The sequence below is a fragment of the Peribacillus cavernae genome (genome assembly GCF_003989135.1).
GTDB classification, from domain to species: Bacteria; Bacillota; Bacilli; order Bacillales; family DSM-1321; genus Peribacillus; species Peribacillus cavernae.
In genome coordinates, this window is record NZ_RYZZ01000046.1 from 1 (window position 1) to 20,327 (window position 20,327).

General features: G+C 45.3%; 23 protein-coding genes. All 23 read left to right on the forward strand.

Features of this window, described 5'->3' with window-relative positions:
- Positions 1-99: 99 nt before the first annotated feature.
- The 23 genes from aroQ (at position 100) to recN (ending at position 20,295) form a co-directional block, all read left to right on the forward strand.
- Positions 100-546 (forward strand): type II 3-dehydroquinate dehydratase, encoded by a 447-nt coding sequence (gene aroQ / locus ELQ35_RS21185; RefSeq protein ID WP_126867168.1) that lies wholly within the window; start codon positions 100-102, stop codon positions 544-546.
- Positions 547-1,608 (forward strand): M24 family metallopeptidase, encoded by a 1,062-nt coding sequence (locus ELQ35_RS21190; protein ID WP_126867169.1) that lies wholly within the window; start codon positions 547-549, stop codon positions 1,606-1,608. It begins immediately after the preceding gene.
- Positions 1,609-1,630: 22 nt separating this feature from the next.
- A complete protein-coding gene (gene efp, locus ELQ35_RS21195) occupies positions 1,631-2,188 on the forward strand; it encodes an elongation factor P (protein WP_126867170.1) in 558 nt (185 codons plus the stop codon).
- A 171-nt stretch (positions 2,189-2,359) separates the two neighbouring features.
- Positions 2,360-3,289: a stage III sporulation protein AA gene (spoIIIAA, locus tag ELQ35_RS21200; protein ID WP_126867171.1), complete on the forward strand. Its 930-nt coding sequence runs from the start codon at positions 2,360-2,362 to the stop codon at positions 3,287-3,289.
- Positions 3,282-3,797: a stage III sporulation protein SpoIIIAB gene (gene spoIIIAB, locus ELQ35_RS21205; RefSeq protein WP_126867172.1), complete on the forward strand. Its 516-nt coding sequence runs from the start codon at positions 3,282-3,284 to the stop codon at positions 3,795-3,797. The genes spoIIIAA and spoIIIAB overlap by 8 nt, the downstream gene beginning before the upstream one ends.
- A 21-nt stretch (positions 3,798-3,818) precedes the next feature.
- Positions 3,819-4,022, forward strand: coding sequence for a stage III sporulation protein AC (gene spoIIIAC / locus ELQ35_RS21210; protein WP_126867173.1), 204 nt, complete (start codon positions 3,819-3,821; stop codon positions 4,020-4,022).
- Positions 4,023-4,037: 15 nt separating this feature from the next.
- Positions 4,038-4,427 (forward strand): stage III sporulation protein AD, encoded by a 390-nt coding sequence (spoIIIAD, locus tag ELQ35_RS21215; RefSeq protein ID WP_126867174.1) that lies wholly within the window; start codon positions 4,038-4,040, stop codon positions 4,425-4,427.
- A 38-nt stretch (positions 4,428-4,465) separates the two neighbouring features.
- Positions 4,466-5,659 (forward strand): stage III sporulation protein AE, encoded by a 1,194-nt coding sequence (gene spoIIIAE, locus ELQ35_RS21220; protein ID WP_126867175.1) that lies wholly within the window; start codon positions 4,466-4,468, stop codon positions 5,657-5,659.
- A 364-nt stretch (positions 5,660-6,023) separates the two neighbouring features.
- Positions 6,024-6,647: a stage III sporulation protein AF gene (gene spoIIIAF / locus ELQ35_RS21225; protein WP_126867176.1), complete on the forward strand. Its 624-nt coding sequence runs from the start codon at positions 6,024-6,026 to the stop codon at positions 6,645-6,647.
- Positions 6,628-7,305, forward strand: coding sequence for a stage III sporulation protein AG (gene spoIIIAG / locus ELQ35_RS21230; protein WP_307366361.1), 678 nt, complete (start codon positions 6,628-6,630; stop codon positions 7,303-7,305). Before spoIIIAF ends, spoIIIAG begins: the two co-directional genes overlap by 20 nt.
- A 14-nt stretch (positions 7,306-7,319) precedes the next feature.
- Positions 7,320-7,889 carry a SpoIIIAH-like family protein gene (locus ELQ35_RS21235; RefSeq protein WP_126867178.1) on the forward strand — a complete coding sequence of 190 codons (570 nt, stop codon included), beginning with the start codon at positions 7,320-7,322 and terminating at the stop codon, positions 7,887-7,889.
- A gap of 321 nt (positions 7,890-8,210) precedes the next feature.
- Positions 8,211-8,711, forward strand: a complete 501-nt coding sequence (gene accB / locus ELQ35_RS21240) for an acetyl-CoA carboxylase biotin carboxyl carrier protein (RefSeq protein ID WP_126867179.1) — start codon at positions 8,211-8,213, stop codon at positions 8,709-8,711.
- Positions 8,712-8,725: 14 nt separating this feature from the next.
- Positions 8,726-10,078 (forward strand): acetyl-CoA carboxylase biotin carboxylase subunit, encoded by a 1,353-nt coding sequence (accC, locus tag ELQ35_RS21245; RefSeq protein ID WP_126867180.1) that lies wholly within the window; start codon positions 8,726-8,728, stop codon positions 10,076-10,078.
- A gap of 37 nt (positions 10,079-10,115) precedes the next feature.
- Entirely contained in the window at positions 10,116-10,520 is a 405-nt protein-coding gene (locus tag ELQ35_RS21250) for an Asp23/Gls24 family envelope stress response protein (RefSeq protein WP_370873519.1), read from the forward strand.
- A 508-nt stretch (positions 10,521-11,028) separates the two neighbouring features.
- Positions 11,029-11,421, forward strand: coding sequence for a transcription antitermination factor NusB (gene nusB / locus ELQ35_RS21255; RefSeq protein ID WP_126867182.1), 393 nt, complete (start codon positions 11,029-11,031; stop codon positions 11,419-11,421).
- Between the two features lie 52 nt (positions 11,422-11,473).
- A complete protein-coding gene (folD, locus tag ELQ35_RS21260; RefSeq protein WP_126867183.1) occupies positions 11,474-12,349 on the forward strand; it encodes a bifunctional methylenetetrahydrofolate dehydrogenase/methenyltetrahydrofolate cyclohydrolase FolD in 876 nt (291 codons plus the stop codon).
- 82 nt (positions 12,350-12,431) lie between these two features.
- Positions 12,432-13,787, forward strand: a complete 1,356-nt coding sequence (gene xseA, locus ELQ35_RS21265) for an exodeoxyribonuclease VII large subunit (RefSeq protein ID WP_126867184.1) — start codon at positions 12,432-12,434, stop codon at positions 13,785-13,787.
- Positions 13,780-14,007, forward strand: coding sequence for an exodeoxyribonuclease VII small subunit (locus tag ELQ35_RS21270; protein WP_126867185.1), 228 nt, complete (start codon positions 13,780-13,782; stop codon positions 14,005-14,007). The genes xseA and ELQ35_RS21270 overlap by 8 nt, the downstream gene beginning before the upstream one ends.
- A 48-nt stretch (positions 14,008-14,055) precedes the next feature.
- Positions 14,056-14,907: a polyprenyl synthetase family protein gene (locus ELQ35_RS21275; RefSeq protein WP_185861856.1), complete on the forward strand. Its 852-nt coding sequence runs from the start codon at positions 14,056-14,058 to the stop codon at positions 14,905-14,907.
- A 223-nt stretch (positions 14,908-15,130) separates the two neighbouring features.
- On the forward strand, positions 15,131-17,023 hold the full coding sequence (gene dxs, locus ELQ35_RS21280) for a 1-deoxy-D-xylulose-5-phosphate synthase (protein WP_126867187.1): 1,893 nt from the start codon (positions 15,131-15,133) through the stop codon (positions 17,021-17,023).
- 5 nt (positions 17,024-17,028) lie between these two features.
- A complete protein-coding gene (locus ELQ35_RS21285; RefSeq protein WP_126867188.1) occupies positions 17,029-17,883 on the forward strand; it encodes a TlyA family RNA methyltransferase in 855 nt (284 codons plus the stop codon).
- 189 nt (positions 17,884-18,072) lie between these two features.
- Positions 18,073-18,522 (forward strand): transcriptional regulator AhrC/ArgR, encoded by a 450-nt coding sequence (gene ahrC / locus ELQ35_RS21290; protein ID WP_126867189.1) that lies wholly within the window; start codon positions 18,073-18,075, stop codon positions 18,520-18,522.
- A gap of 24 nt (positions 18,523-18,546) precedes the next feature.
- Positions 18,547-20,295, forward strand: coding sequence for a DNA repair protein RecN (recN, locus tag ELQ35_RS21295; protein WP_126867190.1), 1,749 nt, complete (start codon positions 18,547-18,549; stop codon positions 20,293-20,295).
- Positions 20,296-20,327 lie beyond the last annotated feature (32 nt).

Here is a 20,327-nt window from a genome sequence, read left to right on the forward strand (position 1 = left end):
TCCGAGGGCGAAAGCCCTCGTCCTACTCTACTATATTGCAATAGTCCAAAGGCAGAGTGTAAGGAAAGAAGAAATAGCAGAAAATAAAGCAGGTGTAGCATGGGAAACGTATTATTGATAAACGGGCCTAATCTTAATAGGCTGGGGACAAGGGAACCGAAGTACTACGGCGCAGCTACCTTAACTGATTTAGAGAATTCACTAAGGCAAGAGGCGGAAAGGCTGGGAGTCCAGTTAAGTTTTTTTCAGTCAAACCATGAAGGGGAGATTATTGATAAGCTTCACTGGGCCGAAGATAATGGCGTGGAAGGGATCATCATCAATCCAGGTGCATTTTCACACTATAGCTACGCGATTCGGGATGCAATTGCGGGTATTGAAACCCCTGCAATCGAAGTTCATATTTCAAACATCCATGCGCGTGAGGATTTCAGGCATGTATCTGTTACGGCGCCGGTGACAGCCGGACAAATCGTCGGTCTTGGATTGCAAGGCTATGAATTGGCCCTTCAGGCACTGACAAGGATCATAAAGGGGAGAAACTAAATGGAGAAATTAAAGCGCTTCCGCTCGGAACTGGAGAAGGTTCAGGTTGACGGGTTTTTAATCACAAGTACGTACAACCGCCGCTATATGACAAACTTCACTGGTTCTGCCGGTATCGTATTGATCTCACAAAAAGAAGCGAAGTTCATAACTGACTTTCGTTACGTAGAGCAGGCAGGAAAGCAGGCTCACGAGTATGATATCGTCCAGCACACGGGATCGATTATCGATGAAGTGGCCAGCCAGGCGAAGGCCATGGGGATAAAAAAGCTTGGCTTTGAGCAGGATCATATCACGTATGCAATATACAAAGTGTATGAAGATGCTTTCGAAGGGGAGCTGGTGCCGCTATCAGGGCTGATTGAGAAATTGCGCTTGATTAAGACACCCTCAGAGATTAAGATATTAAAGGAAGCTGCAAAGATTGCCGATGCAGCATTTACGCATATCGTCCAATATATCCGTCCCGGCTTGTCCGAATGGGAAGTCTCTAATGAACTTGAATTTTTTATGAGAAAGCAGGGAGCAACGTCCTCATCCTTCGATACAATTGTCGCATCCGGTTATCGCGGGGCGCTTCCGCATGGAGTGGCCTCCGATAAAGTGATCGTAACCGGTGATCTGGTTACACTTGATTACGGAGCCTATTATAATGGCTATGTCTCCGATATTACCAGGACGCTTGCCGTCGGAAAGCCGAGCGATGAGTTAAAGGGCATCTACGATATTGTGCTTGAAGCACAACTGCGGGGAATGGCGGGCATCAAGCCTGGCATGACAGGAAAAGAGGCGGACGCGCTGGCCCGTAATTTGATTGTTGAAAAAGGCTATGGGGAATCCTTCGGCCATTCGACCGGACATGGTATCGGCCTCGAAGTACATGAAGGACCGGCTCTATCGGTAAGGTCTGACAGCGTACTCGAACCGGATATGGTTGTAACCGTAGAACCAGGTATTTATGTGCCGGGTGTTGGTGGTGTCCGAATAGAGGATGATACGATCATTACCATTGAAGGTAATGAATCGCTTACACATTCCACAAAAGATTTAATTATCCTGTAAAAAGATTGTAGGAGGACGAAACATGATTTCTGTTAACGATTTTCGAACTGGTTTAACGATCGAGGTAGACAATGGAATTTGGCAGGTAATCGAATTCCAGCACGTAAAACCAGGCAAGGGAGCGGCATTCGTACGTTCAAAGCTTCGCAACCTCCGTACCGGCGCTATCCAGGAAAAAACATTTCGTGCCGGTGAAAAGGTAAGCAAGGCCCACATTGAAAACCGAAAAATGCAGTATTTATATGCAAGCGGCGATAATCATGTATTCATGGATAATGAAACATATGATCAAATCGAACTTCCCGCTGCCAGTATAGAGCGCGAATTGAAATTCCTCAAAGAAAACATGGAAGTCCACATCATGACATTCCAGAGCGAAACGCTTGGCGTTGAACTGCCAAACACAGTTGTGCTGGAGGTGAAAGAAACAGAGCCAGGAATCAAGGGTGACACAGCCTCAGGCGGAACAAAGCCGGCAACTCTTGAAACAGGCCTGATTGTCCAGGTACCTTTCTTCATAAACCAGGGAGACCGTTTAATCATCAATACAACTGAAGCTTCTTATGTATCACGTGCATAAGGAAAAGTGAGAAAACCGGAGATATGGATCTCTGGTTTTTTTGCGTTCCTTTTTAAGTTGCGGCTAAAGGTAATGGCTTTGAATCAAAATGCTCATATAATGGCTGTCATAAATTGTCCGGACAGGCATACATTTTTTATATACGGAAATGGTGTTTACAGGAGGGGAGCTATGGAAAGTGTCCTATCATTATTGCCAAAAAAAATTCACGAACAACTCCAACACATCTCACCGGCTGTGGCTGAACGAATAGAAGAACTCCGCATCCGAATCGGCAGGCCGCTTGAAATAATAGTCGGCGGCAAGCCATCCTTTATGCCGTATTTGGTGGATGCGGGGGATGCGCAAGCTTTGCTTAGCCGCTTGAGCCAATTTTCGCTATATACGCTTGAAGAAGAATTAAAGCGGGGATATATCACGGTTGCCGGCGGACACCGGGTCGGCCTGGCTGGAAAGGTTATCCTCGAAAATGGTGGCGTGAAAGCAATCAGGGATATTTCTTCATTTAACATTAGGATAGCCAGGCAGAAAATCGGTGCAGCCGAAGAGCTGATTTCTTTTTTATATACACATGAATGGCAGCATACGATGATCATCGGCGCGCCGCAAAGCGGAAAAACCACTTTGCTTCGGGATATCGCACGGATTATTTCAAGCGGGAGCGAGCGTTATAACATTCTGCCGAATAAGGTGGGGATTGTTGATGAGCGCTCTGAAATCGCCGGCTGTGTCCAGGGAGTGCCGCAGCTCGAATTTGGGCCGCGGGTCGATGTACTGGATGGCTGTCCAAAGGCAGAGGGAATGATGATGATGATCCGTTCCATGTCACCCGATGTCCTCGTCGTCGATGAAATTGGACGAGCCGAAGATACTCTGGCTGTGCTTGAAGCGGTAAATGCCGGGATCAAGCTGATCATCACGACTCACGGACAGTCATTGGAAGAGATCAGGAAACGTCCTACGATCGCTGCTATCCTTGAGCAAAGCATATTCGAGAGATTTATCGAATTAAAACGGAGTGAAGATCAAGGCAGGATTTCAACCGTGTTTGACGGCGGGGGCCGGCAGATTTCCAAAAAAGCGGGGTCGCAGCATGTTTAAGCTAATCGGAGCGGTAATCATTATTTTATCGACGACATGGGCCGGCTTTGAAGCATCAAGGCATTTGAGCCAGCGGCCGCGGCAGCTAAGGCAGTTGAAGAGTGCCCTGCAGTCGCTGGAAGCTGAAATCATGTATGGCCATACCCCGCTTGGCGATGCGGCACTGAAAATTTCGAAACAAATACCTAAACCGCTGTCGTGGTTTTTTGAAATATTTTCCGGCCGTCTGGCATCCGGCGAAACAACTGTGAAAACAGCCTGGGATGAGTCTTTGAAAGAAGTATGGAAATCGCTCGCGTTGAAACAGGGGGAATTCGAAATTCTTTCCCAATTCGGCGAAACGCTGGGAAGGTCCGATAGATACAATCAGCAAAAACAGATACTCCTTACCATGACTCATTTGGAAAGAGAAGAGAACGATGCAATCGACCGGCAGGGGAAATATGAAAAGATGGTCAAAAGCCTCGGCTTTTTATCAGGCTTGTTACTAATAATTTTGCTGATGTAGGCAGATCCGGGAGGAATCAAGATGGGCATTGAAGTGGACATCATTTTTAAAATTGCCGGTGTCGGAATTGTAGTTGCGTTTCTACATACAATTTTAGATCAGGTCGGAAAAAAGGAATACGCCCAATGGGTGACTCTTTTTGGCTTTATTTATATTTTATTCATGGTTGCATCGGTTGTGGAAAATCTCTTCCAAAAAATCAAATCCGTATTCTTGTTCCAGTAAGGGGAGGGATCGGCCATCGAAATAATCAAAATTGCCGGAATCGCACTGGTGGCTACATTCCTGGCCCTTATCGTAAAGGAACAAAAGCCGAATTTTGCCTTCTTGCTGGTGGTTTTTGTCGGGTGTTCCATCTTCCTTTTTTTAGCGGATAAAATCTATGAAATCATTCAGATGCTTGAAAAAATCGCAATTAATGCCAATGTCAATATGATTTATTTAGAAACGATTCTTAAGATCATCGGGATTGCCTATATTGCTGAATTTGCTTCCCAGATCACAAAAGATGCCGGACAGGGCTCGCTCGCTTCTAAAATTGAACTTGCTGGTAAAATACTGATTCTGGCCATGGCAATTCCTATTTTGACAGTCATCATCGAAACGGTCATTAAACTGATTCCAAGCTGACGGGCATATTCCTAGTCAATCCTAGGTGAGGTGAATATATGAAGCAACGAATACGCTACCTTTCGCTCATGCTGCTCTTCCTCTTTTTTTCTCATGGAGGCGTGGTACACGCCTCGAGTACCGAGAAGACAGAGCCCATCGTGCAATCGGAGCTTGTGCAGTCACAAATCGACAAGCTTGGAGTGGACGAGCTAAAAAAATACTGGGATGACGTCGTGACCAAATACGGAGGGTTCCTGCCGGAAAGCCAAAAAGGCAGCTTTATGGATTTTGTCAGCGGGGAAAAGCAATTCTCGTTCAAGGAATGGGGTAAGGGGTTGGGGAAATTCGTTTTCCATGAATTGCTGGTGAATGGGAAACTGCTTGGATCATTGATCCTGCTCACGGTATTCAGCATGTTTCTTCAGTCACTGCAGAATGCCTTCGAGCAAAGCTCTGTCAGCAAAGTCGCTTATGCCATCGTTTACATGGTGCTGATCATTCTCGCGCTTAACAGCTTTCATGTCGCGATTACGTATACGAAGGAAACGATAGATCTGATGATTTCCTTCCTTATGGCGCTGCTCCCTTTGCTCCTCGCGCTGATCGCGGCCTCAGGAGGGGTGATCTCGGCAGGGTTCTTCCATCCGATTCTTCTGTTCCTTATGAACACGAGTGGAATATTAGTTCAGTTCGTAGTACTGCCACTCCTGTTTCTTGCAGCGATTCTCAGTATTGTCAGCACGTTGACAGATCAATACAAGGTCACACAGCTGGCCCAGCTGCTGCGGAATTTGGGGATTGGCATGCTCGGGGCCTTCATGACTGTGTTTCTTGGCGTCATTTCTGTTCAGGGCACGACCTCCGCGGTTGCCGACGGGGTCACCCTCAGGACGGCAAAGTTCATTACCGGCAATTTCATCCCGGTAATTGGGCGAATGGTTACCGATGCCACAGATACGGTCATCAATGCATCCGTCCTGCTGAAAAATACAGTGGGGATGGCAGGTGTGGCAATCCTGCTGCTGATTACAGCCTTTCCGGCGATCAAGATTTTGACGGTTGCTTTTATCTATAAACTGGCAGCAGGACTCTTGCAGCCGCTCGGCGGGGGACCGGTGATCAACTGTCTCGATATTATCAGCAAGAGCATGCTTTATATTTTTGCAGCACTGGCCATTGTTTCGCTTATGTTTTTTCTAAGCATTACCGTCATCATTGCAGCCGGGAATATTACGCTTATGGTGCGATAGAAAATCGCAAGCGCCTTGTATAAAGGAACGTCGACTAGGAACCGCCATGTCCTGTGGCGAACGTCGACGTCAGCGCATCCTCGAAAAGCTATCGCTTTCCTTCGTGCGATGTAATGCTGACGAAGCGTTCCTTGTCCTGCGCAAGTCCGACAAGCATAAGACGAGCACAGAAAGAAGGCGAACACCCTTCTTGCTGTGATTGGCTTATGACCTCGAGGCCGACTAAGATCGCCACATCCTTATGTCTTCGTCGGCACTAGCACGTCCTGTGCGTCGGGGCTAGGCGCTAGGCGCTGGAGCTAGACATCCATACACATTGAAAAAGTAGTACTTTCTTGATTAATGAAAGAAAGGAGCAGGAGCATTGGAACTTTTATCCGGATGGGTCACAAATATCATTGTGTTTGTACTGCTTGCTACCGTCATTGATATGCTGCTTCCAAGCTCGGCGATGCAAAAGTATGCCAAGATGGTTATCGGCCTTTTGCTGATTGCCATCATCATCTCGCCGATTTTTTCCTTATTTAATACGGATTTTGATACATTGATGGCAACAGCAACGGCTTCTTTTGAAAAAGACGGACAAAAAAATCTGGAAAATTTAACAGAAATGAAGAAAAAAGAAATACAAGCCTCACAACATGCATATATTTTAGAACAAACAGCTGGCCAATTAAAGGCAGAAGTAGAAGAGGAGTTGATAGAAAAGTACGATACGGAAATTCAATCGATTGAACTTGCTGTAGAAAATGCTGAACAACCAAAGATCCCGGAGGATTTGCAGAAGATTGTCCTGACATTGGACAAAGCAAAAAGAGAGACAGATTCAGTAGAGGCGGTAGCGAAAATAGAAATTAATACCGGCCATGCTCCTCAAAAACAAACTGCCAATCTTGAGGAAATTAAGAAATTTCTTGCAGCAAAATGGTCCGTCAATGAACAACTGATTGAAATAGCCGGGGAAGGGGATGGGGAAATTGAAAAATGATAAAGGTCCATTAACCTGGCTTTCCAAGCTATTCAATAAAGAAACTGATCCTAAAGAGAAAAAGCCTTCCAAGTATGCTTACGTCTTTCTGGTCCTTATCATGGGGGTGGGGATCATGATGGCCGGAAACTTTTTGACAGGCGGGCAGGAAAGCGAGCTGGCGCCCGATTCGAATGATGCAATGCCTGCTTTGGGCAGCAAAGCTTCAGAAGAAGAGGTTCCGGCGTTCGGGGGAAAAGAACCAACCGAAATCAAATCGATTAAAGACTATGAAAAGTACTTGCAAACGGAAATGAAGGAAGCGCTCGAGGCCATTTCAGGAGTGGATGATGTCAAGGTTGTCGTAAATGTTGATGCGTCAGAACAGAAAATCTTCGAGAAGAACAAGGTAACACAAAAGCAAGTCACCGAAGAAACCGACCAGGAAGGCGGCAAGCGGACAGTCGAAGATACGAACATTGATGAGCAGCTTGTCATCATAAAAAGCGGCGAGAAAGAAGGACCCATTGTACTGGAAACAAAGAAACCAAAGATCCGCGGCGTCCTGGTAGTGGCCAAAGGGGCCGAGAATATTCAAATAAAGAAATGGATCATCGAAGCTATTACAAGGTCACTTGACGTACCAAGCCACCGGGTTTCAGTCATGCCCAAAAAATAAGGGGGAAAACGATTATGTTATTAAAGAAGCAAACTGTTTGGTTATTAACGATGTTAAGCCTTGTCGTCGTATTATCTGTCTACTATTTGACTACGCCGGAAAAGAAACCTACCAACATGGCAGCTACTGAACAAAAAGAGGACAAACAGCAGACCGAACAGGTTAAAGAAGAAATGGCAGAAAAGCCATCTGCCAAAAAATCCGGTGCTTCCGTCGTGACCAAGGAATCAAGCGATGCTGCATTCGAAAGCATGCGCCTTGAAATTGATGATAATCGTTCCAAACAAAAAGAAGAACTGACATTGGTCATGGCCAATACGGACCTGTCTGCTGAAGAGAGAAGCGAGGCGAAGAAAACGATCGAGGAGTTAGATGCAATCGGTGAGAAAGAACAAATTATTGAATCCTTGATTGGCGCGATGAATTATGATGCAGCGCTTGTAAGGGTAAATGGACAGGATATCAACATTACCGTGAAAGCAGATAAGCAAAGCGCCTCGGCAGCGAATGATATTATCCAGCTAGTCAGTGATGAATTTGAAGGTATGCAGAATGTAGCCGTTGACTTCCAGCCGAAAAAATAGTTGATGACAACAGCAAGAAAGGCCTTCTCTTAGTAAAAAGAGAGGGCCTTTCTTGCTGTTTTTGAGGCGTGTTAAAAATTTCTTTTAAAAATTCACATCTTTTAAATAAAAAGGTAAAATAAGTAGAGCATTATATTAGAAGTAAAGCTGTGTATTGAATTTTGCTAAGCTATTATCGTATGATATTAGTATCTAGTCATAAGATTGCAGCCCCGGTTCAAACAGAACGTTCAGAAAGCGGGCGAAAGATACTGGATACTTGTTGAGACGACTACTATACTTATCTTAATTATTTAAAAAACGCAGACAAGGGGTGCCATGATGTTAAAGATACAGGAAATCCGTGAACTTATTAAATTGGTTGACCAATCAAGCATTAATGAATTCGTTTATGAGCAAGAAGGAACAAAAATAAAAATGAAGAAGACAGGTCAGGAGCAGCCTGTTTCCGTCGTATACCAGCCTGCCGCAGAACCGGTACAATCTCAAGTCCAGCCGGTCCAGCCTGCCGCAGAACCGGTGAAGACGGCAGTCAGTGCAGCCATGCCTGACGTGGAAAAGCAAGAAGTAAATCAAGACAATTTACATAAGATCACTTCGCCGATGGTCGGCACATTCTACCAGTCCCCATCTCCGGATACGGACGCATATGTTAAAGCTGGATCCAAGGTCAATAAGGATTCCGTTGTCTGTATAGTGGAAGCGATGAAATTATTCAATGAAATAGAAGCAGAAGTAGAGGGAGAAATTGTAGAGATATTGGTAAAAGACGGCCAATTAATAGAATATGGCCAGCCATTATATTTAGTAAAGCCTGAATAAGGAGCTGTTTTTCAATGATAAAAAAGCTATTGATTGCAAATCGCGGAGAAATTGCCGTCCGCATTATCCGCGCCTGCAAGGAATTGGGAATTGAAACGGTCGCTGTCTTTTCGGAAGCTGACAGGGAAGCGCTTCATGTCCAGTTGGCGGATGAGGCATATTGTATTGGTCCGACCGCTTCAAAGGACAGTTATCTTAACTTCACGAACATTATCAGTGCCGCTAAACTAACAGGATCAGATGCCATTCACCCTGGCTATGGATTCCTTGCTGAAAATGCTGATTTCGCTGAACTGTGCCGCGAGTGCAGTATCATTTTTGTAGGCCCTTCTCCAGAAGCGATTTCCAAAATGGGCACGAAGGATGTAGCAAGAGAAACGATGCACGAAGCCGGTGTCCCGATTGTTCCCGGATCCCAGGGCATTATCAAAGACAGTGGCCAAGCGATAGAACTCGCCGAAAAAATCGGCTATCCCGTCATTATCAAAGCCACTGCGGGCGGCGGCGGGAAAGGGATCCGTGTCGCAAGGACCGAGGATGATCTCGTAAATGGGATCCGCATTACCCAGCAGGAAGCAATGACTGCGTTCGGAAATCCCGGTGTATATATGGAGAAATACATTGAAGATTTCCGCCATGTAGAAATCCAAATCATGGCTGACTCACATGGAAATGCCATCCACCTTGGCGAACGGGATTGTTCCATTCAGCGAAGGCTGCAAAAATTGCTGGAGGAGACTCCCTCTCCTGCGATCGATACTGATATGCGCCGTGAAATGGGCGAGGCTGCGGTAAAGGCAGCGCTGGCAGTTGATTATTCCGGTGCAGGAACCGTTGAATTCATTTACGATGCTAAAAACCGCAAGTTTTATTTCATGGAAATGAATACGCGGATTCAGGTAGAACATCCCGTTACGGAAATGGTGACAGGGGTCGATTTAATCAAGGAAATGATTTATGTTGCATCTGGAAAGAAGCTAAGCCTGAAACAGGAGGATGTTACCTTTAATGGATGGGCGATTGAGTGCCGCATCAATGCGGAAAACCCGGAAAAGAATTTCATGCCTTCGGCGGGCCAGATTAAAATGTACCTGCCGCCGGGCGGATTTGGCGTCAGGGTCGATTCTGCGGCATATCCCGGCTATACCATTCCCCCTTACTATGACTCCATGATTGCGAAATTAATTGTCCATGGGGCGACGAGAAAAGAAGCCATTGAAAAAATGAAACGTGCCTTGAGCGAGTTTGCCATTGAGGGTGTCCATACGACGGTTCCGTTTCATATTAAGCTGCTTCAGCATGAACAATTTGTGTCTGGAGAATTTAATACAAAGTTCCTTGAACTATATGATGTAATGAATTCATAAATCAAAGGAAAACAGGAGGTGCTGATGTATGAGTGAAATGGAAAGTACAATGCTGGAAATGAATGAGAATAATAATGGACTAGGTAAGGTTGAAATCGCTCCGGAGGTTATTGAAGTCATTGCTGGGATTGCTGCAGGTGAAGTGGAAGGTGTAGCCCATATGCGCGGCGGTTTTGCATCAGGAGTAGTGGAGCGCCTAGGAAAGAAAAACCATGGAAAGGGCGTTAAGGTAGACCTGTCAGGTGAAGGCATCCGCGTAGATTTATACTGTGTTATGAAATTCGGCGTTTCCATCCCCAGTGTAGCCCAGGAAGTACAGGATAACATTCGCGAGGCATTGCTGAATATGACTGCATTGCAAGCGGATGAAGTAAATATCCATGTTGTCGGGATTCAATTTGAAAGTGTCAAACTGGAACAGGAAATCGAGCAGGAAATGTAATATCTATAAGTACTTCCGCAGAAAGGCCCGGCTCTTGCCGGGCCTTTCTACTTGTGAAAAAAACGAAGTTAGAATTCCATCCAACAAGGAACCGGACAATAATTCAACCGAACTACGCACGAATTCAACCATTTTTGAAGTTAATTCAACCAAACTGACGGGGAATTCAACCAAACTAAGGCAAAATTCGACCAAACAGGGGGTCCGGACAATATTTATCCAAAAAAAGTGTCTTTGTGCGCTCGCTATGTTATGAGGCATTGAAAATGTGTAAAAGCTATGAATAATGAATTTGCGGTTTCTCTTCGCCATTTTTTCTGTTACAGTGTAAAATGTGTGAACATGCTAACCCGAAGAGAAGGCAAAAGGCGTCTTACAATATCGCTGAAATCGACATGAGAAGGAAATTCTCTGCCGTAAAACTTGATATTTTATGATAAAATGATATTTAATGTTCGTCTTTGTTGTTATTTTCATATATAATAGAGGATATTAAAGGAGTAAAATAATGAAAAGAAGAACAGCCCGTGAAAAAGCACTGCAGGCACTTTATACGATTGAGATTGGTAAATCAGAAGTCCAGGAGGCAATCGAAAGCGTATTGAACGGCGAAGCATCCGACGAATATTTCGAAAAGCTGGTAAAAGGCACAACCGACAAAAAAGAAGAGATTGACGGAATAATCCGCAGCAATCTTGAAAACTGGAAACTCGAAAGACTGGCAAATATCGACCGCAACTTATTAAGGATTGCCGTCTATGAAATACTTTACAGTGAAGATGTACCGGTCAGTGTCGCCATGGATGAAAGCATTGAAGTCGCGAAAAAATTTGGCGATGATCAATCAAGCCGCTTCGTGAATGCTGTTTTATCGAAAGTGAAAGATTCGCGGAATAAGTAAAGTGCGTGCCGTTTTCTTTTTCACATTTCATTTTAGGGAGGGAGTCTTTCAAATGACAGCTAAAATAATTGATGGTAAAGAGATTGCGCAGGCAGTAAGAAAAGGAATTGCCGAGGAAGTGGGGAAGCTCCGGGCAAAGAATATTATCCCGGGGTTGGCCGTCGTTCTGGTTGGCGATAACCAGGCTTCCCGCACGTATGTTACCAACAAACAAAAGGCGTGCCGGGAACTGGGAATGCATTCTGTGCTGATCGAATATCCAGCTTCTCTTTCTCAGGCAAAACTGATTAAAAAAATTAATGAGCTGAATGAGGATAATACCATCCATGGCATTCTTGTGCAATTGCCGCTTCCAGAACATATCGCGGAAACGGAAATCATTGAAGCAATTTCACCTGATAAGGATGTCGATGGCTTTCATCCGATCAATATCGGCAGAATGATGACAGGACAGGATGCATTTCTACCCTGCACCCCACACGGCATTTTAGAAATGCTGCACCATATTGGCTGTGATCTGGAGGGAAAGCATGCGGTAGTGGTCGGCAGAAGCAATATTGTCGGCAAACCTGCTGGACAGCTTTTCTTGAATGAGAATGCAACAGTTACCTATTGCCATTCACGAACAAAAGATCTTGCCTCTTATACCAGACAGGCCGATATCCTCGTCGTGGCTGTAGGAAAAAGAGACATGATTACTCGAGAGCATGTGAAGGAAGGGGCAGTTGTTATCGATGTCGGCATGAATCGCAACGATGAAGGCAAGCTTTGCGGCGATGTTTCCTTTCAGGAAGTGCAGGAAACAGCCTCTTATATTACCCCGGTGCCTGGTGGCGTTGGTCCGATGACGATTACAATGCTGATGAAAAACACCTTGAAATCAGCCCAAAATGTCCATCATGCGAGTCTTACCACTTCAAATAGTTAAGAAAATATGCTTAAATGCTTAAAGATAGCTGTACTCTTGTTTATAATAGAGAGACAGCTTTTTTAATTAAGGAGCGACGTTTATGGAAAACGGACAATATTTAAGCGTCACAGCTTTAACGAAATATATAAAACGGAAATTTGATGCGGACCCCCATCTGCAGAATATGTACATAAAGGGCGAAATTTCGAATTTCAAACAGCATTCGAGCGGGCATATGTATTTCACGCTAAAGGATGAAAAAGCCCGTCTTCTCGCCGTCATGTTTGCTGCGAACAATCGCGGTATGAAGTTTACGCCCGAAAACGGTATGAGAGTATTGATACGGGGGGATATCACTGTTTATGAGCAAAGCGGCCAGTATCAGCTTTATGTCAAGGCAATGTCGCCGGATGGCATCGGCGACCTGTATATGGCTTATGAACAGCTTAAGAAAAAGCTGGAGGCGAAAGGGTTATTTGCGCCGCAGCATAAAAAACAAATCCCCCTGTATCCAAAGACGGTGGGTATTATTACGTCCCCAACCGGTGCAGCATTAAGAGATATTCTTATCACGATTAAAAGAAGATACCCGATTGCACGGATCATCATTTATCCGGCGCTTGTACAGGGTACCAATGCTGCAAAATCAATTGCAATCGCTGTTGCAGCTGCAAATGCGAGAAAAGAGGCTGACGTATTGATTGCCGGCCGCGGCGGAGGCTCGATCGAGGAGCTTTGGGCCTTTAATGAAGAGATGGTTGCGGACTCGATTTTCGACTCTGATATTCCGATTATTTCTGCGGTAGGGCATGAAACAGATTTTACGATTGCCGATTTTGTGGCGGATTTAAGGGCTCCTACCCCAACCGGTGCTGCTGAACTTGCCGTGCCGCACCTGAATGAAATCCTCGAAAGGCTGATGAATCGGAAAAACCGGCTGACCAGATCGCTACAGGAACTAGTTCATTTTGAAAGCACGAAGCTCGTGCGCCTGGAGAAATCATATGCCTTTCGTTATCCAATGAAAATGTATGAGCAAAAAATGGAACAGCTGGATAAGGCGGTAGAGCGGCTGAAACGAGGAAGCGGAAGGTATTTTTTGAAAAAGAACGATGATTTGCAGGTTCTCAACGCAAGCCTTAGAAAACAGCACCCTTATCAGGCTGTCTCACAGGCAAAGGATAGCCTGGATAGTCAGAAAAAAGTCCTGACCAGATTAATGGAAGGAATTCTAAGGTCCAATACTCAAGCCTTTGTTCATAGGACTGCGACCTTGTCCGCATTAAGTCCGCTTAAAATCATGGAACGGGGATACGGGCTAATTTTCGCCGAGGATGAAACCCTTGTCAAAAGCAAGGATCAGGTAGCAAACGGAGATAGAATTTCCGTACAAATTAAAGACGGCACGTTGAATTGCGTTGTGCAGGATATAAAGGAGCGAAACGAACATGAGTGAGGAATTAACTTTTGAAGAAGCAATGGACAAGCTCGAGGATATCGTCGAGAAGCTGGAAGAAGGAGATGTCCCATTGGAGAAAGCGATCTCGATTTACAAACAGGGGATGGATTTGTCACGATTATGCCATCAAAAGCTTAAAGCGGTGGAGGATCAACTGACGCAAATATTACGCGAGGACGGAGAACTGGAAAGCTTTACGGTTCAAGAGGAGGAGTAAACATTGCATACAGGACGAACCTACGAGGCTTTCTCCAGGGAGCACAAAATGCTTATCGAAACGGAGATCGTCGCCTATGTCAGGGCCATACAGGCACCTGCCATTTTGAAGGAAGCGATGATTTATTCTCTCGAAGCGGGCGGGAAAAGGATCCGCCCTTTATTAGTATTCGCGGTACTTGCCGCTTTCGGAAAGGATACACGGCTCGGCATTTCGGCCGCTGCAGCGATTGAAATGATTCATACATATTCCTTAATTCATGATGATTTACCAAGTATGGATGATGATGATTTGCGCAGGGGGAAGCCGACGAACCATAAAGTGTATGGTGAAGCAAATGCGATACTCTCAGGTGACGCATTGCTGACATACAGCTTTCAAGTGATTGCCGAGAGCACTAACCCGGAAATTTCTCCGGAAATGAAAGTAGAGCTGGTTAGCGAATTGGCGAAAGCGGCCGGAGCGGAAGGCATGGTCGGCGGCCAGACCGCGGATATTGAAGGAGAGAACAAGCAGCTTTCCCTAAAGGATCTTGAATACATCCATGAGCATAAAACGGGCCGACTGCTTTCTGTAAGCATTTTATCAGGAGCGATCGTAGCAGGTGCAAATGAAGAGCAGCGCCGATACTTGCTGCAATTCTCCCGCCATCTTGGGCTTGCCTTCCAGATCCGTGATGATATTCTTGATATCGAAGGCACAGAAGAAGTGATTGGAAAACCGGTAGGAAGTGATAGCAGCAATCATAAGACCACCTATCCATCCCTGTTAACGCTTGAAGGAGCGAAGCTGAAACTGCAGGAGCATATTGGCAGTGCACTCCGCCAATTGGAAGAAACGAATCTCGACACTGCTCTGTTAAAGGAGATAACCAATTTGATTGCGGCGAGGAACCATTAAGCAGGCTATATTTGTTAAGAAAACAGTATTGTGATATACTCATGTTACATTTTTTCTGCTACACTGCGGCTTGTCTTCAATTGCAAGCTTTGTTAGCAGGCTGAAACTGTGCAGTGATACAGTGATAAGTGCAACCTCCGTTATTACCTTGGTGGGGTTGCTATTTTTGGATAACTATAGAAAAAGCCGTACGCAGAAATAAAATGAAAGTGAGTGATCCAATTTGGATCTTCTATCTATAAAAGACCCTTTCTTTCTGAAAGATATGAATAATGAAGAATTAGAACAACTCAGCCAGGAAATCCGGAAGTTCCTTATTGAAAAGCTAGCAGCCACCGGCGGCCATATCGGGCCGAACCTTGGTGTCGTTGAACTTAGCATTGCCCTGCATAAAGAATTCAACAGTCCCCAGGATAAAATCCTCTGGGACGTTGGACATCAATCATACGTCCATAAAATATTGACTGGTAGAGCATGTGATTTTGATACATTACGAAAATATAAGGGGCTTTGCGGTTTCCCGAAAAGAAATGAAAGTGAGCACGATGTATGGGAAACGGGGCATAGTTCCACCTCTCTTTCCGCTGCCATGGGCATGGCGATTGCCCGTGATTTAAAAAAAGAAAAAAGCTTCATTCTCCCGGTCATTGGCGATGGGGCGCTTACCGGCGGGATGGCATTAGAGGCTCTTAACCATATCGGCTCTGCGAAAAAGGATATGATCGTGATCCTGAATGATAACGAAATGTCGATAGCACCTAATGTCGGGGCCCTGCATAGCATTCTTGGCCGCCTTCGCACAGCCGGAAAGTACAATTGGGTAAAGGATGAACTCGAGTATCTGTTGAAAAAAATCCCTGCTGTCGGCGGCAAGGTTGCAGCTACGGCAGAACGGATTAAAGACAGCTTAAAGTATCTGCTCGTATCCGGAATTTTCTTCGAAGAGCTTGGCTTTACATATTTAGGACCGGTAGACGGCCACAATTATGAAGAGCTGTTCGAAAACATCCGCTACGCTAAAAAAACACAGGGACCTGTCCTGCTGCACGTCATTACCAAAAAAGGGAAAGGCTATAACCCTGCTGAGTCGGACACAGTCGGGACATGGCACGGAACTGGCCCATATAAAATTGAGACGGGGGCCTTCGTCAAACCGGTAAACGAGCCGCCTGCGTGGAGCAAGCTCGTCAGTGAAACGGTCCGCAGGCTCGCAAGGGAAGATGAGCGGATTGTCGCGATCACGCCGGCGATGCCAGTCGGATCGAAACTGGAGGGGTTTGCTAGCGAGTTCCCGGAACGCATGTATGATGTCGGGATAGCCGAGCAGCATGCCGCGACGACCGCAGCGGGGCTTGCCACCCAGAATATGAAGCCGTTTTTGGCGATTTATTCAACCTTTTTGCAGCGTGCATATGACCAGGTCGTGCATGATATATGCCGCATGAACTTGAATGTTTTCATTGGGATAGACAGGGCGGGCCTTGTCGGTGCCGATGGAGAAACACATCAGGGTGTATTTGATATTGCCTTTTTACGGCATCTCCCTAATATGGTGTTGATGATGCCGAAAGACGAAAATGAAGGCCAGCACATGGTCAATACAGCGATGAAGTATGATGGGGGTCCGATTGCAATGAGATTCCCGCGCGGAAATGGCCTGGGCGTGAATATGGATGAAGAGCTGAAACAAATTCCAATCGGATCGTGGGAAGTACTGAAAGAAGGAACCGATGCGGTCATTCTAACATTCGGAACTACCATTCCAATGGCCCTGAAAGCGGCAGCGATTCTTGAAAAGCAGGATTACTCGGTGAAGGTCGTCAATGCCCGTTTCATAAAGCCAATGGATGAGAGCATGCTAAACAGCCTGTTCGATTCCAAGCTGCCAATTTTAACGATAGAGGAAGCCATTCTACAGGGAGGGTTCGGAAGTGCGGTTCTCGAATATGCCAATAACTACAGAAGCTACGGATCGATTATTGAGCGAATGGGGATTCCAGATGAATTTATTGAACATGGAAATGTGGACAGACTTCTCGAAGACATTGGCCTGACTGTTGAAGGAACCGTGCAGCGGGTCATAAAAATAACACCTAAAAAGCAAAAAAGGGCCTGACCGGCATGAAGGGTAAAAAAGAAAGACTGGATGTTTTATTAGTGGAAAAGGGCCTGGCAGAAACGAGGGAAAAGGCAAAACGCACGATCATGGCCGGGCTTGTTTACGGCAACGAAGAGCGATTAGACAAACCTGGGGAAAAAGTCCCTATAGAAATGGAACTGTCAATCAAAGGGAAAGTGATGCCTTACGTTTCGCGCGGCGGATTAAAGCTCGAAAAGGCATTGAGAACGTTTGATTTGGATGTGAATGGAAAAGTACTGCTGGATATTGGCGCATCCACAGGAGGCTTCACCGATTGCGCCCTCCAGAATGGCGCTAAAATGTCGTATGCACTCGATGTCGGCTATAACCAGCTGGCGTGGAAGCTGAGGCAGGACGAACGGGTCAAGGTTATGGAACGAACGAATTTCCGTTATGTGACACCTGCTGATCTGGATGGAGAGCTGCCGGATTTTGCAAGCATCGATGTATCATTTATCTCATTAAGACTGATCCTGCCGGTGCTGAAAACATTGCTTGTTCCTGAAAGTAATGCCGTTACGCTCGTAAAACCGCAATTTGAAGCAGGGAAAGATCAGGTCGGCAGAAAAGGAATTGTCCGCGACGCTAAAATCCATATTGAGGTGCTGGATAAGATTATTGCCCTTGCCATCAATGAAGGCTATGACATTAAAAATGCATCCTTTTCCCCGATTACCGGCGGTGATGGCAATATTGAATTCCTGCTTCACCTGTTTTGGTCAGGTGCAAGAGAAACAGGCGATAATTTGTTGCATGATTCCGTCGAAAGTATTGTCAGACAAGCCCACCTGGAACTAAAAACTACAAAAAACCAAGAAAGCGGCCAAGGCTCCTAGATCTGCATTTGCAGTCCTCAGGAGTCTTTTTGGCGTTTGGACGGTTCGTGTAGTTTCAGGAAGGAAATTTACATTCACAGCGAATTATGTAGAAGGAAAGGGGAAAATAAATGTACAATTGGCGTTAAATCCGCTAACATTAGGTTATTAATGGCGTGCCCATACTTTTTCGAGAGGTGCATTTTATAGATGAATAAAGGACAGCGACATATTAAAATAAGGGAAATCATCGCGAATAATGATATAGAGACACAGGATGACCTGGTTGATGAGTTGAAAAATGCAGGATTTAATGTGACACAAGCAACTGTTTCCAGGGATATTAAGGAACTGCACCTTGTGAAGGTGCCGCTAATGGATGGACGCTATAAATACAGCCTGCCTGCCGACCAGAGATTCAATCCGCTGCAAAAGCTGAAAAGGATGCTGATTGACGCATTTGTACGCATTGATTCTGCTAGCAATCTGCTTGTGATGAAGATTCTTCCGGGAAATGCCCAGGCAATCGGTGCACTCATCGATAACCTTGATTGGGAGGAAATTATTGGCACCATTTGCGGAGACGATACTTGTTTAATTATTTGCCGGACTCCTGAAGATACGGAAACCATTACAAATAAATTTTTAGATATGCTCTAATACTTGGGAGAGGTGATTCTTGCCTTGTTAATGGAACTATCGATCAGAAACTTTGCCATCATTGAGGCCCTTTCGCTTTCATTTGAAAAAGGCTTAACTGTTTTGACCGGGGAAACCGGTGCTGGAAAATCAATCATTATTGATGCCATCCATTTGCTTGTCGGAGGAAGGGGATCGGCAGAATTCGTACGGCATGGTGAAACGAAAGCGGAAATCGAAGGCTTGTTTCAATTAGAAGATGAAACCCATCCCCTTTTTATAAAAGCCGCAGAATTCGGCATTGATGCAAGCGATGGGATGGTCGTGCTGCGACGCGAAATGTCAAGTTCAGGTAAAAGCGTTTGCCGGATCAATGGAAAGCTTGTAACCATTGCAGTTCTTCGGGAGATTGGCCGTACGTTAATTGATATACATGGCCAGCACGAGCATCAGGAGTTAATGGATGAACGGGTGCATTTGCTGCTTTTGGACCAGTTTGGCGGGGAAAAAATAACGGTAGCTTTAACGGAATACGGAAAACTGTTTAAGCAATACGATTCAGCGATGAAACAGCTGAAGAACCTGAGCCAGAATGAGCAGCAAACGGTGCATCGGCTCGACTTGATCCAATTTCAACATGAGGAAATCCAAATAGCTGAATTAGAGCTTGATGAAGATGAAAAACTGTCAGAGGAAAGAAAGAAAATCAATAATTTCGAAAGAATTCATGAAGCTTTCCAAACAAGCTATCAAGCGCTCCGTGAAGAACAGCGGGGACTCGAATGGATCTCGGTTGCGATGAACAATCTGGAGGATGCGGCCAGTATTGACGATTCTGTACAGCACCTATCCGAAAGTGTATCAAACAGTTATTATGTTTTAGAGGATGCAGCATCATCGATCCGGGATCAACTGGATGCATTGGAGTATGATCCCGAGCGGTTCGACTTTATTGAAAACAGGCTGAATGAAATTAACCAGCTCAAACGAAAATATGGAAAAACAATTGAAGAAGTAGTCGAGTACGGTGCGGCCATCGAAGAAGAAATCGAAACGCTTCTAAATCGTGAAACGCATATTGCCAAGCTTGAAAGCAAAATTAAGTCAATCAAGCAAGATTTGATTATCGAAGCAAAAAACGTTTCTGAGCTCAGGCAAAAGTTTGCAAAGCAATTAACGAAGCAAATCCATCAGGAATTAAAAGAGCTATACATGGAGAAAACAGTATTTGACGTCCATTTTCATCAGTCTGCTTTTACGTTTGATACTTTTGCCGGTGAAGGCATTCACGCGGGTGGACTGGATGAATTGGAGTTTTATATTTCCACGAACCCAGGCGAGCCGTTAAAGCCGCTGTCCAAGGTTGCTTCGGGTGGGGAGCTGTCAAGGATCATGCTCGCATTAAAAAGCATTTTTTCAAAGCACCAGGGAATCACCTCGATCATCTTCGACGAAGTGGATACCGGAGTCAGCGGCAGAGTTGCCCAGGCAATTGCTGAAAGGATTTACAAAGTGGCTGTCGATTCGCAAGTACTTTGTATTTCCCATCTGCCCCAGGTGGCTGCCATGGCAGATACACATTTATTCATTGCCAAGAGCATCAGGAGCGGGCGGACAAAAACAACGGTTAAACCTCTTGGCCAGGGTGATAAAATTAAGGAAATCGGCCGGATGATTTCAGGAGTTGAAATAACCGACTTGACAAAACAGCATGCAAAAGAGCTGCTCGAACAGGCTAGTCAATTAAAAAGGGGAAATAAGGCAGGTAAAAGGGGAATTCAACAAAATTCCTAAAGACAATCTAAAAAATGCATTCATTGAAAAGC